This window comes from Streptomyces sp. NPDC002144, from assembly GCF_053593695.1.
On sequence record NZ_JBSFDB010000016.1, the window covers coordinates 109008 to 123547 of the forward strand.

General features: G+C 73.5%; 10 protein-coding genes. 2 read left to right on the forward strand and 8 right to left on the reverse strand.

Features of this window, described 5'->3' with window-relative positions:
* Positions 1-111 precede the first annotated feature (111 nt).
* Positions 112-1836 (forward strand): hypothetical protein, encoded by a 1725-nt coding sequence (locus ACWCQ1_RS24460; RefSeq protein ID WP_451027375.1) that lies wholly within the window; start codon positions 112-114, stop codon positions 1834-1836.
* Between the two features lie 79 nt (positions 1837-1915).
* Here the strand turns inward: ACWCQ1_RS24460 and ACWCQ1_RS24465 are convergent, their stop codons facing one another.
* The 7 genes from ACWCQ1_RS24465 to ACWCQ1_RS24495 form a co-directional block, all read right to left on the reverse strand.
* Entirely contained in the window at positions 1916-2557 is a 642-nt protein-coding gene (locus ACWCQ1_RS24465; RefSeq protein ID WP_133046881.1) for a cutinase family protein, read from the reverse strand.
* Between the two features lie 95 nt (positions 2558-2652).
* Entirely contained in the window at positions 2653-3912 is a 1260-nt protein-coding gene (locus ACWCQ1_RS24470) for a helix-turn-helix domain-containing protein (protein WP_358603608.1), read from the reverse strand.
* 119 nt (positions 3913-4031) lie between these two features.
* Entirely contained in the window at positions 4032-4979 is a 948-nt protein-coding gene (locus ACWCQ1_RS24475) for an alpha/beta hydrolase (protein WP_358603611.1), read from the reverse strand.
* Between the two features lie 9 nt (positions 4980-4988).
* The gene (locus tag ACWCQ1_RS24480) at positions 4989-8921 is read right to left on the reverse strand and encodes a type I polyketide synthase (protein WP_358603614.1); all 3933 of its coding nucleotides are present in this window, start codon (positions 8919-8921) and stop codon (positions 4989-4991) included.
* Positions 8918-10660 carry a fatty acyl-AMP ligase gene (locus ACWCQ1_RS24485; RefSeq protein ID WP_451027376.1) on the reverse strand — a complete coding sequence of 581 codons (1743 nt, stop codon included), beginning with the start codon at positions 10658-10660 and terminating at the stop codon, positions 8918-8920. Before ACWCQ1_RS24485 ends, ACWCQ1_RS24480 begins: the two co-directional genes overlap by 4 nt.
* A gap of 149 nt (positions 10661-10809) precedes the next feature.
* Positions 10810-12312 (reverse strand): acyl-CoA carboxylase subunit beta, encoded by a 1503-nt coding sequence (locus tag ACWCQ1_RS24490; protein WP_133046967.1) that lies wholly within the window; start codon positions 12310-12312, stop codon positions 10810-10812.
* A 224-nt stretch (positions 12313-12536) separates the two neighbouring features.
* Positions 12537-13058: a CGNR zinc finger domain-containing protein gene (locus ACWCQ1_RS24495; protein WP_451027377.1), complete on the reverse strand. Its 522-nt coding sequence runs from the start codon at positions 13056-13058 to the stop codon at positions 12537-12539.
* A gap of 26 nt (positions 13059-13084) precedes the next feature.
* On the opposite strand from ACWCQ1_RS24495, the gene ACWCQ1_RS24500 reads away from it, so the two are divergent.
* On the forward strand, positions 13085-13579 hold the full coding sequence (locus ACWCQ1_RS24500; RefSeq protein WP_358603623.1) for a GNAT family N-acetyltransferase: 495 nt from the start codon (positions 13085-13087) through the stop codon (positions 13577-13579).
* Between the two features lie 42 nt (positions 13580-13621).
* Here ACWCQ1_RS24500 and ACWCQ1_RS24505 read toward each other — a convergent pair whose 3' ends face one another.
* On the reverse strand, positions 13622-14521 hold the full coding sequence (locus ACWCQ1_RS24505; protein WP_358603626.1) for an amidohydrolase family protein: 900 nt from the start codon (positions 14519-14521) through the stop codon (positions 13622-13624).
* Between the last annotated feature and the right edge of the window lie 19 nt (positions 14522-14540).

Sequence of the window (14540 nt, forward strand, 5' to 3'; positions counted from 1 at the left end):
TCGTTCAGAAGGATCCGGCTCGCTGCGTGCCGGTGACAAGTGGGGCGTCGCGTGCTGCGTTGTTGTGAGCACTTCCGGATCGCGTGGGTGTCGCGGTCCTACGGTCCGGCTATGAAGACGAGTCGGAGAACAGGAAGGACATGGCGCGGCGCCGCGCTGGCGGCGCTGCTGACCGCGGGCGCGCTCACCGCCGCGGCCCCGCGGGCCCAGGGGGACGGCGCGGCCCGGACCGAGACGGCCGTGGCGTCGACGCACCCGGCCGACGGTGTCGTGGAGACGGTGGTGCGGGTGAAGGTGCCGCTGCCGCAGTCGTTCGGGGCCCACCCGGAGGCCTGCGACTGGCTGTCGTACCTGCGCTACCGCTCCGCCGACGGGCCGAGCCAGCCGGCCGACGCGGACCGGATCCTGGTCGCCCAGCCGGGCATCCTTGAGGGTGCCGGAGCGTTCGACAGCGTCGCCCGCGACACCGTCGCACGGGCCGCGGAAGAGAGCCGGCACATCGAGTTCTGGGCCCTGGACCGCCGCTCGAACTGTCTGGAGGACCGGACGGGCATCGCCTCCGGCGACGAGCACACGGCCGTCGACTACTACTACCGCGGCAAGCAGGTCGCCGGCCGCACCTTCGCCGGGTACGTCGGCAACGGCCGGCTGGGGTGGCTGGCCAGCCTCGGCATCCGGCAGACCGTGCGGGACGAGTACGACCTGCTCACCGCCGAGCTGCCCGACCGGACGCTGCGGGGGCGCAAGGTGCTGTGCGGCGGGCACTCCCTGGGCGGGGTGATCACCGGCTACTTCGCGGCCGCCGACTTCGATGGCGATCCGGCGACCACGGCGGACGCCGGACAGAACCAGTGCGCCGGGTACTTCGCCCTCGACACCACGATCTCCACGTCCCTCGCCGACCTCAGCGGCAGCGTGCCCGGCGACACCAACCTGCCCGACGTCGGCATCGGTTACACCGCCGTGCAGGCCGGACTCGACAGCGGGGTGCTGCCCCGCTCGCTGTCCGCGCCCGTGCTCCTCAACCCCGAGACCATGACCCTGCTCGGCATCGCCGGACTGGGCGCGGTGAAGGCCCCCGACGCGGAGGCGGACCTGCCCTCCTCTCTGCCGTCCAACGTCAACATCGAAGCCACCAACCGCTTCCTGTTCTCCAAGGACACCGCCACCTTCCTCACCGGCTCACCGGCCGTGAAGGACTTCCGGCTCACCAACGACGCCGTGCTCGGCGCGCTGCTGGACGACAACTCCGTACCGCTGGCGTTCCTGCAGAGCAGCGTCGGCTTCTTCGACGGCGGGCCGATCACGGACAAGAACTTCCCGGCCGCCAACGGCAGTTCGTCGCAGCCGCAGCTGTTCGGCGTCGAGTACAAGGCCATTCCCGCCGAGCCGCACGGACCGCTGTACACCTGGCGCGACTACGACCGTGTCGGCGCCGCGGACGACCCCGGACACCGCTCCGCCGACGGCACCCCCTTCACCAGCGCCTCCAAGGAGGTCACCGACATCCGGGAGCTGGCCCGCAGTCTGGCCGAGCAGCCGCTGGACTTCACCGAGCAGTACTTCCCCACCAAGCTGGTCACCGACATCGAGCTCGCCGGCTCCCCGCAGATCGAGCAACTCGTCGTGCACCCCGACGGGTTGAAGGCGAACCCGACGCTCACCGTCCTCGCCGGCGACGGGCTCCTCGCGGGCCGCGTCCCGGCCGGCCTGCACCCGGTGGTCGCCCCCGGCTACCAGCACCTCGACGTGCTGACCGCGGCGCCCGTGCAGAACGACGGCAGGCCCGAGGTGGTCTCCACCAGCCTCGCGGGTTTCGCCGCGGATCCCCGGTAGAGATCCCCCCCGAAAAACACACACCCGATCGGCCCGGGAGGAGAACCTCCCGGGCCGATCGGCGCTTGGTCGCCCTCGCTCAGACCTTGCCCGCGGCGAAGTCGGCCGCCGCGTCCGCGTCGGCGGTGTAGCCGAGGTGGGCCAGGACGTCGCCGCCGCCGTTCTCACAGATGGGGTCGCCCTTGGCGCAGAAGTCGATGGTGCGGCTCTGGTAGGTGCCGGTGACGCTCTTGCCGAGGGCCCGGATCGGGTTGCCGAACAGGAGCACCGCGGCGACTCGCGGCTCGACCGCTGCGGGGAGGGTCGCCACGATGGGACTGCCGACCACCGCTCCGGCGCTGCTGATGCCGATCGAGTTGTCGACGACGTTCGCGCCCTGCGAATAGCCGACAAGAACGAAACGCTGATTCGGGCAGGCGGCGGCCTGCGCGTCGACATGGTTCACCAGATCGGCGTTTCCCTGGGCGGCCGATGTCGGGGAAAGGTCGGCCGGGTAATTCACCGCATAGCTGGAGAGGCTTTTGCCCGTCAGTTTCTTCTGCAGTGCGGAGTACACCGGGTCGCCGACGATCAGCCCGAGCGTGCCCGGTTCGAAGGTGCCGCGAGCCGCCACGACGTCGATGTCCGAGCAGGTGGCAGCGGAAGCCGCAGGCTGCGAGAGAGTGGCCAGTCCGGCCCCGCCGGCCAACGAGAGCGCGGCGAGACACAAGCGAATACGCATGGGGATCCTTTGCGGGTCGGGCGCGTGCAGCGCCTGGGGAAAAGGACGATCCCGAAGGTATTCGCGTTTTCTGGCGAGGTGTTATGGACGGTAATTCAGGAATGCGCGCCGTTTTTGTTCTGAGGTGAGTCCGCCGCGGAAAGCCGGGAGCCGGTGGCCGCCGAACGCAGGGCGACGATCAGATCGAGGCGGGTGTCGGGGTCGTGCAGGGCGTCCCCGAAGAGCTTCTCCAACTGGCGCAGACGGTAGCGGACCGTCTGAGGATGGACGTGGAGGCGGGCGGCCACGTCCGGGACGTTGCTGCCGCTGAGGAGCCAGGCCAGCAGGGTCTCGGCGAGACGCGGGCGCTGCCCCTCGGACGCGGCCTCCAGCGGGGCCAGGGCCTGCGCCTCCAGTTGGGCGAGCAGCGGCTCGTCGGCGTGCAGCAGCAGCGTCGAGAGATGGTCGGCGCAGCGCACCACGCCCTGCCGGGGCAACACCCCGCGGCCCATCAGCCCCAGCGCCCGTGTCGCCCAGCGCAGCGACTGCGCGGCCTCGGTCACCGCGACCGTCGGCCCGATCGCCGCCGGGCGTCCGCGCAGGCCCAGGACGAAGGACCGGCCGCCGAACCGGCCGGAGCCCTCCGGGTCGGGCACGAGCACCCGCGGCGGCCGGGCCTCCATGTCCGCCAGCGCCCCCGGCATCACCGGCGGCTGATCCGCCGGGTACGGCTCCGCCGTGGCCGCCAGCGCCACCACCGCGACCCGCGCGGGCACCCGCCAGCGTGCCCCGTGCGCCAGGTCCTGCACGGCCTCCAGGGCCACCGGCCCCTCGCCGAGCAGCAGATCGAGCAGCCGCCTGCGCCGCCGCTCCAGCTCGTGCGTGCTGCGCAACTGCGCCTCGGAGTACCCGGCGGCGGCCGCCTCGGCGACCTCGTGCACGGTACGGAACGCCAGTTCGCCCAGCGCGGCCACCACCGTCGAGTCCAGCCCGAGTTGCTCCGCCGTACGTCCCATCAGCCGCCAGGCGTGCAGGCCGCCGACCCGTAACGCGGACTGCAGCGCGTCCAGGCTGCGGCCCTCCAGCGCCTCCCCGCGCCCGAGTTCGTAGTACGTCGCCGCGATCGCCGCTCCCTGTCCGCGCGGGTCGGCGATGTGGTCGACGAAGAGGGTCAGGGCCTGCACGACCCCGGCCCGGAGGTTCTCCCGGTAGGCGCCGTCGGCGGGACGCGCGTACTCGGGGACCTGTCTGCGGACCTCCTCCTCCACCTCGTCGGCGACGTGCTCCAGCTGGGCGCGCAGCAACTCGGCCAGTTCGGGCGGAACCTGGGTGGTGGCGGGGTCGGTGGGAACGCCGCGGGGTGTGGGGACGGCCACGACGGACACTCCTTTCACCCGGAGACGGCTCACCCACGGGCCGTTGCCCGTGGGACGAGAGGGGCGCCCGTTGGACGGGCGTCCCCTGCGCTCCGTTCCGTGCCCCGGCTGCGCCGACATCACTCCGGAACCCCCAGCGCACCGGCGAGCATCGGCCACGAGGCGGCGAACTCCGCCTTCCAGTAGGCCCAGCTGTGCCCTCCTCCCGCGTAGTAGTGCGCGGTGACCGGGATGCCCAGCAGGGCGAGGGCGTTGGTGAACAGGTGCGCCGAGGGCCACAGCAGGCTCTCCAGCGCCTGGGGCAGCCAGTCCCCCACTCCTCCGCCCGCGACACCGCTGCCCTGCGACACGTACAGCGGTGTGCCGCGCAGCCCGGTGGCGCGGGCGCGCGGATTGAAGTCGCGCCAGACCAGCGCGTCGAGGATCGGATTGCCCCACAGCGAGCCCGGCGTCAGGTTCTCGCGGGCCACGATCGCGTCCACCAGGGGCGGCACACCGATCGCCGTGGTGTCCAGGATGCCGCTGTAGGAGGCGGCCGCTTTGAACGCGCCCGGATGCCGGGCCGCGTGCGCCATCGCCCCGTAACCCCCGGTGGAGACACCCGCGACGGCCCGCACGCCGGACGCCCGGTAGTCGCGGGCCAGCATGGCCGGAACCTCCTGCAACTGGAAGGTCTCGTAGTCCGGACCGCTGCGCCAGACACTCGGGATGCCGGTGGGGCCCGCGTCCGGCATGGCCACGATCAGCTCACGGCCCTCGGTGAACGCCACGATGTCCGTCTCCCGCGTCCAGGACGTGTAGTCGTCGTGGGCGCCGTGCAGGAGGTACAGGACGGGGTAGGTCCGGGTGGTCTGCGTGGCGAAGTCCGACGGCAGGATCAGCCGGACCGGCGCGCTGCGGCCGAGCGCGGCGGAGGAGACGGACACGTCGAAGGTGCGCGGCCCCACCTGGGTCGCGGCCCGGGCACGTCCGGTGGTGGCCGTGACGCCGAACAGGGCGGCCAGTCCCGTGACGGCCGCTGCCCTGGTGACGGCACGGCGGGACATTCCGGCGGGGTGGTGCGGCATGGCGGCTCCTCAGTCCGGTTGGGCGGGTCTCGCGAGGACCTGCCGCAGATGTGCGGCGATCTCGTCGACGTGCGGCGGGTCGAGCAGCGACAGATGGTGTCCCGGGATCTCGACCACCGTCAGGTCGGGGCACACCGCGTCCCAGCCGAGGGCGGCGTCGTCCCGTTCGTAGGCGGGGTCGCGCACGGTGTGCGGGGCGGGCTCGGTGGCCCGGTACAGCACCACCGGCCCGTCGTAGGGACCGGGGCGGTGGGCCTCGCCGACCCTCAGATCGAGATAGGAGGCGCGCTGGTGCTCCAGCGCGGCGGCCGGCACCTCGGCGGCCTCCCGCAGCACCCGCAGCACCGTGTCGATGCGCTCGCCGTCGTCCTCCATCGCCACCAACTCGTCGTACGGCAGCGGGAGCCGGACTCCGTAGGTGTCGGCGACGTGCCGGGCGAACCCGGTGAGGTGCGCGCGGATCCGGTCGGCCGGGGTGACACCGGGGCGGGGGAGCGGCCGTACGGAGTCGATGAGAGCGACGAGTTCCACCTTCCGTCCTTCGGCGGTGAGTTGGCGTGCCGTCTCCTGGGCGAGGAACCCGCCGAAGGACCAACCGGCCAGCACACAGGGGCCGCTCGGGTGCTCGGCGGTGATCGTCTCGGCATAACGGCGGGCCTTCTCCCGGACGGAACGGGCGTCCTCGATCCGCTCCAGCACGTGCACCGGGCGGTCGTCCCCGAGCCGTTCGGCGAGTGCCCGGTAGACGCCGGTGGGGGCGCCGGCCGCGGGGAACAGGAACAGGGGGGATACGTCCGGCACGGACTGCCGGACGCGGTCGGCCACGTCCGCGACCGTGACGGCTCCCAGCAGGTCACGCAGCGGGAGTTCGACCCGGAACTCCCGCTCCAGCGCGGTGCGGATGCGGACGGCCATCAGGGAGTCCAGGCCGAGGTCGGCCAGAGCCGTGGCCGGGGTGATGCGGGCTGCCGGATGACCGGTGACGGCGGCGATGTGCCGGCCCAGTCGCGCGGCGACGGAGGAGGACGCGTCCCCGTGAGGTACGGAAGGCTCGGCCCATCGGTCGCTCGCCGGTGCCGTAGCGGCTGTCCGGCCGTCCGTCCACCAGTACCGTATGTGCCGCCAGCGCGGCGCGGGCAGGTCGACGACCCGGCCGGGCGGCGGCGGCAGGGGCAGTCCCGCGGCGTACAGCGCGCCCAACTCCCGCAGGAACGCGGCGGATCCGTCCGCGTCGCGCCGCAGGGTGCCGACGGCGAGGGCGTCCGGCACATTGTCCGTGACGGACCGCGCCAGCACCGGGTGCGGTGAGACCTCGACGAACATACCGTGGCCGTCGGCCGCGGCGGCCGCGAGCGCCCGGTCCAGACGCACAGGCCGACGCAGGTTGGCGGCCCAGTGTGCCGCGTCGAAGGCGCAGTCGCCCCGCGGGTCCTCGAGGACGGTGGAGTACACCGGGATGCGGGGAGGCCGGCCGCGCACGTCGGACAGGGCGTCGGACAGGTCCGGCAGCAGTGGGTCGACCTGGGGTGAGTGCCCGGCGCCGGCCACCCGCATGGAGCGGGCGGCCCGCCCCTGCTTCTCCAGCCGTCCCACCAGCCGGGCGACGGCGGGCTCCTCACCGGTGACCACCTTCTGCCGGGGCGATGAGTGGACGGCGACCTCTACGCCGGGGAAGTCCCGCTCCAGCAGGGCGAGTTCGTCGTCGCCGAGATCGACGACGGCCATCGCACCGCCCTCGAGCCCGCTCAGGAGCCGCGCCCGTACGGCGATCACCCGGGCCGCGTCCGGCACATCCAGCGCGCCGGCGCAGACCGCGGCGGCCACCTCGCCCATGGAATGGCCGATGACCGCGACCGGTTCCACACCGTGGGAACGCCACAGTTCGGCGAGGGCCAACTGGATCCCGAACAAGGTCGGTTGGGCGACCTCCAGGCGGTCGAGACCGTCCCCGGAGATCAACTGGTCGCGGAGGGAGAACCCGAACTCGCCGGCCGACTGCGCGTCGATCTTCTCGACGGCCGCCGCGAAGGCCGGTTCCTCGCCCAGCAGCCGGCGCCCCATGCCGGCCCACTGACTGCCGTACCCGGAGAACACCCACACCGGACCCCGCCCGACGCGGTCGCGGTCACCGGTGATCAGCCGCTCATGCCCCTGCCCTTGGGCCAACGCGCCCAGCGCGTCCGCCAGTTCGTCCCGGCCGTGTGCGGCGACGGCGGCCCGCACGGGACCGCGCCCGGCCCGTCCCGCGAGGGTGCGCGCCACATCGGCCGGGCGCGCTCTGCCGCCCTGCGGCGCACGGAGCCACGCGACGAGCCGGCCCGCCGTGTCGCGGACCCGCTCGGTGTCGACGTCGGACAGCAGGTACAGATGGGCGGCGGACTCCTGGGCCGGAAGGTAGTCGACCGGCCACTCCTCCAGCACCGCGTGGGCGTTGGTGCCCCCGAAGCCGAAACCGGAGACCCCTGCCGTCGCGGTGCCGCCGTAGCGCGGCCACGGCTCGGGCTCGGTCACCACGCGCAGCCGGGGGTCCGTGAGCGCGCTGCCGTCCGAGCAGTGCAGCGAGGGCGGGATGCTGTCGTGGTACAGGGCGAGGACCGTCTTCACCACTCCCGCGATGCCCGCCGCGGACTCCAGATGACCGAGGTTGCCCTTGACCGAACCGAGCAGCAACGGCTGGTCGGGATCCCGGTCCGCGCCCAGCACGGCGCCCAGCGCCCCCGCCTCGATCGGGTCGCCGAGCGGAGTGCCGGTGCCGTGCGCCTCGACGTAGTCGATCCGGGCCGGTACCAGGTCGGCTCGCCCATACGCCGTCGCCAACAGGGCTTGCTGAGCCGCCGGGTTGGGTGCCAGCAGCCCGTTGGATCGGCCGTCGGAGTTCACGGCCGTGGCCCGGACGACGGCCAGGACGCGGTCGCCGTCCCGTTCGGCGTCGGACAGCCGCTTCAAGAGGACGGCCGCGCAGCCCTCGCCACGCCCGATGCCGTCGGCCGACGGGGAGAACGGCTTGCAGCGGCCGTCCGGCGCCAGCGCGCCCGCCCGCTCGAACGCGACGCCGACGACAGGTGACAGCAGCACGTTGACCCCGGCGGCGATCGCCGTGTCGCACTCACCGGTGCGCAGGCTGACACAGGCGTGGTGCAGGGCGACCAGGGAGGACGAACAGGCCGTGTCCACCGCCATGGTGGGACCGCGGGTGTCCAGGACGTACGCCAGTCGTCCCGCCGTCACGCTCAGGGCCGCGCCCGCCGGGGCCCAGGGATCGACGGTGGCCGGGTCGGCGCCCGTGAGCCCGCCGTACTCGGGGACCGAGACGCCGACGAAGACGCCCGTGGCCGTGCCGGCCAGGGAGGACGCGGGGACGGCGGCGTGGTCGAGGGTCTCGTGCACGACCTCCAGCAGGATCCGCTGCTGGGGGTCCATCACCGCGGCCTCGCGCGGTGTGATCCGGAAGAAGTCGGCGTCGAACCCGGCGATGTCGTCGAGGTAGCCGCCGTACGCGGGCGCGTCGGCGGGCGGGAAGGCCGTGAAGTCCCGCCAGCGGTCCTCGGGGACGCGGCCGATGGCGTCCACGCCGTCGCACAGCAGTCGCCAGTAGTGGGCCGGGCCGCGCACTCCGCCGGGCAGCCGGCAGCCGACCCCGATGACCGCGACCGGTTCGTCCGGCGCCGGGGAGGGGACCACGACCGGCGTCTCCTGTGGGGCGGTTCGGCACAGGTGGGCCACCAGAGCGTCCCCGGTCGGCGCCTCCCACAGCAGGGTCGGCGGCAGTTCACGGCCCAGCAGCCGGGACAGCTCCCCGGCCAGCACCACGGCGTCCCGGGAGCCCATGCCGAGGTCGGCCAGCGGCCGGTCCATCGGGACGTCGGCGACGGCGCCGCCGGTCCAGGCGGCCACCCGTTCCGCGATCAGGCGGCGCAGCGCGCCCGCGTCGGCGGCGCTCACCGAGCGGTCCCGGCCGCGTAGGCGCCCTCCAGATACCGGGTCCGGGTCAGCGCCCGCGACACCTTGCCGCTGGACGTCCGGGGCACCGTGCCCGGCGCGACCAGCACGACGTCCGCCAGCCGCAGCCCGTGACGGGAGGAGACCGCCGAACGCACGGCCCGCACCAGGTCCGGCAGATCGATGTCGGCGAGGCTCGTGGTCCGGGCGTGCTCGGCGACGACGACCACCCGCTCACCCGCCCCGCCGGGCACGCCGAAGGCGGCGAGCCGGTCGCGCCGCACCGCCGGATGCGTGTCCTGGACGGTGGCCTCCACGTCCTGCGGGTAGTGGTTGCGGCCGTCGACGACGATCAGGTCCTTCAGCCGCCCCGTGACGATCAACTGGCCGTCCAGCACGGTCCCCAGGTCGCCGGTGCGCAGCCAGCCGCCCGGTGTGTCCCCGGCGAGGGCGACACCGAAGACGCGCCGGGTCTGCGGCTCGTTGTTCCAGTAACCGCGCCCCACGTTCGGGCCCCGCACCCAGATCTCGCCGACCTCCCCCTGGGACAGCGCGGCACGCGACAGGGGGTCGACGATCCGCACCCGCTGCCCCGCCGGGGTGCCGCAGCCGGCCAGCAACACGGCTCTGGGGTCGTCCGGCCGGGCGGGCAGCGCCTTGCCGGTGGCCAGCGCGTCTCGGTCGAGGGCGAACCGGGCGAGCGGCTCGCCGGGCCGGGCGGCGCTGACGAAGACGGTCGCCTCGGCCAGCCCGTACGACGGACAGTGGACGCCGGCGTCCAGCCCCTGGGCGGCGAAGGCCGCGTGGAAGCGGTCGGCGGTGCCGGGCCGTACCGGTTCGCTGCCGTTGATCAGCGCGGTGATGCCGTCCAGCCGCAGGTCCGCCTTCTGCGCGTCGGTGACGGCGGAGGCGCAGTAGTCGTAGGCGAAGTTGGGCGCGGCGCTCACCGCGCGCGGATGAGCGGTCAACAGCCCGAGCCAGCGCGCCGGTTCGTGCAGGAAGGCGGCCGGGTCCATCAGGACGGAGAGCAGGCCCCGAGCGACGGGGGCCGCGATGCTCAGCACGAGGCCCATGTCGTGGTAGAGCGGCAGCCAGCCCACGCAGGTCACCGGGTGCGTGTCGGCGCCGTAGGCACTGAGGGCCTGGTGGGCGTTGGCGACGACGTTGGCGTGGGTGATCTCCACGCCGGCCGGGGTGCGGGTGGAGCCGGAGGTGTACTGCAGGTACGCGGTCGCCTCCGGGTCCGGCTCCGGTGCCCGCCAGTCCTGGGCGGTGGCCTCGGGGACCTGGTCGGCCGCGATGACCGGCATCTCCGCGCGCTCGCAGAAGTCCGTCACCTCCGCGAGGACCCGGCTCGTGGTCAGCACGGCTGCGGGCCGGGCGTCGGCCAGGACCGCCGCGAGCCGGTCGCCGTGCCCGGGAAGACCCGGCGGATACAGCGGTACGGCGACCAGCCCGGCGGTGAGCGCGGCGAGGAACCCGGTGATGTAGTCCGTGCCCTGCGGGCACAGCAGCGCGACCCGTTCACCGGGTCCGGCCTCCTGGGCGAGCCGGGCGGCGAGGGCCCGGACGCGGGCTTCCAGCCGGCGCCAGGTCAGAGTGCGGTGCACGCCGCGCGACCCGGGGGCGGGGTGCTCGACGAAGGTGAACGCCCTGCGGTCGGGGGTGGTTTCGGCCCAGTGCCGCACGTATTCGGGCAGAGTCCGGTACGCGGGCGCGAGCGGGGGGCGGCGGCTGTCCATCGGGCGTGGCTCCTCACATCGCTGTCGGTGGGGGCGGAGCGGGGTGGTGCGAAGGACGCGGAGAGTTCTCGCGGGCACGCGGCCGATTCAGAGCGGTCAGAGCTGTCAGAGCCCCCGCGCTGCCAGTGCTGCCGGTGCTGCCAGTGCGGTCAGAGCGGGATGTTGCCGTGCCGGCGCTGGGGCATCGGGGCGCGCTTGCCGCGCAGGGTGCGCAGGGCGCGGCAGATGTGGGCGCGGGTCTCGTGCGGGGCGATCACCGCGTCGACGTAGCCGCGTTCGGCGGCCGGATAGGGGGTCCCGTGGGTGGTCTCGTACGCGGCGACGAGACGGGCGCGCAGGGCCTCGGGGTCGTCGGCGGCGGCCAGTTCACGCCGGTGCAGCACGCCGACGGCGCCCTCCGCGCCCATGACGGCGATACGGGCCGTGGGCCAGGCGAGGTTGACGTCGGCGCCGAGGTGCTTGGAGCCCATCACGGCGTATCCGCCGCCGTACGCCTTGCGCACGACCACGGTGACCTTCGGGACGGTCGCCTCGGCGTAGGCGTACAGGAGTTTGGCGCCCCGCCGGATGATGCCGGCCCGCTCCTGGCCGACGCCGGAGAGATAGCCGGGGACGTCGGCGAAGGTCAGCAGGGGGATGCCGAACGCGTCGCAGAACCGTACGAAACGCGCCGCCTTCTCGGAGGCGTCGATGTCCAGGACACCGGCGGAGTGCAGGGGCTGGTTGGCGACGATCCCGACGGTGGCGCCCTCGACCCGGCCCAGTGCGCAGACGATGTTGGGTGCGAACAGCTCCTGGACGTACAGGAGTTCACCGTCGTCGACGACCGCCTGCAGGATCTCGCGCATGTCGTAGGCCCGGCCGGTGCGGTCCGGGACCACCTCGTCGAGGAGACCGCCGTCGGCGACGGCGCCGGGCGCGTACTCCGGGGGCCGCTCGAGGTTGTTGGCGGGCAGGTACGACAGCAGGTCGCGCACGGTGTCGAGGGCGTCCTCCTCGTCGGCGGCGAGGAAGTGGGCGTTGCCGTTGACGGTGTTGCTGGCCCGCGCGCCGCCCAGCTCCTCGGCGGTGGTGCGCTCGCCGGTGACCGCCTCGATGACGTCCGGGCCGGTGACGAACATGTGCGAGGCGCCGTCCACCATCACGGTGAAGTCGGTGATGGCGGGGGAGTAGGCGGCGCCGCCCGCGCACGGGCCGAGGATGACAGAGACCTGCGGGATCACGCCGGAGGCCTGCACATTGCGGCGCACCAGCTCGGCGTAGAGCGCGAGCGAGGCGACGCCCTCCTGGATACGGGCGCCGCCGGAGTCGTTGAGGCCGACGACCGGACAGCCGGTCTTCAGCGCGAGGTCCATCAGGGCCACGACCTTCTCGCCGAAGGCCTCGCCCATGCTGCCGCCGAAGACCGTGGAGTCCTGGGCGAACACGCAGACGGTCCGTCCGTCGACCGTTCCGCACCCGGTGACGACCCCGTCTCCGTAGGGGCGCTGTGCGCCGTCGCCGGTGGGCCGGGCGCGGACGAAGAGGCCGGTCTCGGTGAAGGAGCCCTCGTCGAGCAGCCGCCCGATCCGCTCCCGCGCGCCGAGCGCGCCCCGTCTTCTGGGCACACCGGTGATCGTCGCCTGGGCCCGGCGGTCCTCGAGGTCCGCGATGCGCCGGGCGGTGCGGTCCGCCGTGGGTGCCGTCGGCGCGGTCGCCGTCGCCGGTGCCGTCCTGCTCGCTCGGGATGTCGTCGCCTCTCGCGTCACAGCCACCTCCGAAGTTGCTTTCGAATATGGCAGTGAAATGGGTGCGGGATTGGACGATCCCTGTTCTGTTTGCGGGAGTTGAGTCCCGGGGGAGGGAAGGTTCGTCCTGAGGTGACAACGCGTCGGCGTCAGGTGGTCGTACGGGCCCGGTGACGGCGTACCGCGTCGCGGTTGGCGCAGCGCTGGGAGCAGTAGCGCTGCCGGCCGGTGCGGGAGGTGTCGGCGAAGATCGTGGCGCACTCGGTCACGGCGCAGCGGCGCAGCCGGTGCATGCCGCGGCCCGCCAGATGCAGGGCGGTGCCGACGGAGATCAGGGACAACAGCAGTGATCCGAGGGGCAGTTCGCGGTCGCGATAGTGCACGTGCCAGCCGCTCCCGGCGTGGTTGGTCAGCCGCGGATACGCGGCGGCCGTCGCCAGCATGGCGTTGAGCAGTTCGGCGCGCTCGCTCTCGTCCTCGGCGTCGACGACCTTCTCCCAGGCGTCCAGCGCCTCCTCCGCGCGGGCCAGGTCGTGCGGGGTGACCGGGCGCTCCAGCACCAGACCGGCGGCCCGGCAGCGGTCCGCGAGCTCCTCGGCGTCGGCGGGGCGCCGGTTGGCGAGATCCGCGGCGAGCTTCACGGCATCCTCGCCGTAAGGGTTGAGATGCATAAGACCATTACAGCAGTCTGGTCGGCATGGGACAACGCCCCGACAACGCATCGGCCGTACGGCAGGCCGTGGAGTACGACCTCGTGGAGCTGCTGCGGCTGCGCGCCCTGCTCTTCGAGGACCTCGGCGGAGACTTCTTCAACCCGGCCACGGCGGACGGCGGTTGGCTGGACGCCCTGGCCGTGGTCCTCAAGGAACAGCTGACCGACGACACCGTGCGCGTCCTCGTGGTGGACGGCGACGACGGCGGACTCGCGGCCTGCGGCATCGGCACGATCGAACAACGCCTGCCCGGACCTCATCTGACCAACGGCCGCATCGGCCACGTCATCGGTGTGATCACCGACCCGTCCCACCGGCGCCGCGGCCACAGCCGCGCGATCATGCGCGCCCTGCAGGACTGGTTCCGCGACCGCGAAGCGTCCCGCGTCGACCTGCACGCCTCCCGGGAAGGCGAACCCCTCTACCGCTCCCTGGGCTTCACCGACCACCCCGACCCGGCCCTGTACTGGCGCCCGTGAACCCGGCTCCCCGGCGCGCCCTGTGACGGGGGTGATCTCTGCTCAGTCGCCTCCCTTGAGCAGGCGTCGGGGGTTGTCGACCCTGAAGGCGTATGCGGCGGCTCCGCCCAGGCCGAAGCCGGGATGGTGCGGGGGCTCGGCGTAGGGGCGGTCCGAACCCTGGGTGACCGCGTCCACGCCCAGGGCGCGGACGATCGACTCGACCGCGCGGGGGCCGTAGGAGGACGTCTCGACGAACACCTTCGGGTCGACCCCGGTCTCTCCGTCGCCGCGGGCGGCGAAGCGTTCGCCGTGGAGCGGGGCGAGGCCGGCGAGGAGGGCGAAGCAGACCCGGAGGCGAGGGTGGCGGGGGCGGCCGAAGGCGCGGAAGGCGAACCAGGCGGCATGCATCTGCTGGACGTAGGGGACCATGGCCGGCCACCAGCCGGGACCGGCGGATCCGCCGGGTGCCGGGCCGGGATGTACGAAGAGGGGCAGGTCACGCTCCTCAAGCAGGTCGAGCAGCGGGGCGCAGCGCGCGTAACCGGCCGCGTCGGCGAGGGCGTCGGCCGGGAGCTGGAGGCCGACGAAGCCCTGGTCGAGGTCCTTGGCGGTGGCGGCCGCGTCGACGTCCCGTACGCAGGCCGCGGCCCACGCGCCGAACGGCTCGGGCAGCGCGGCCGCGCCCTCGTGATAGGCGTCGAGCAGGGGCCGTGCCGCGGCCGCCGGCAGCCACTCCACACCGATCGGCGTGGACAGGGAGACCAGCGCCCGGCCGAGGCCGTCGGCGGCGGCCAGCTCCGCACGCCGGGCGATGTCGTGGTCGCCCGGCCGGACCGCGAAGGGCGGCTCGCCCTCCAGACGGAGTGTCCAGCCGTCCAGGTACGGCGGCTCGCGACGCGCGCGCAGGGCCGCCACCAGCGACGGGGTCCACAGATGCTGGTGCACGTCCACAGTGGTCATGACGCTCCTCCCGCCAAGG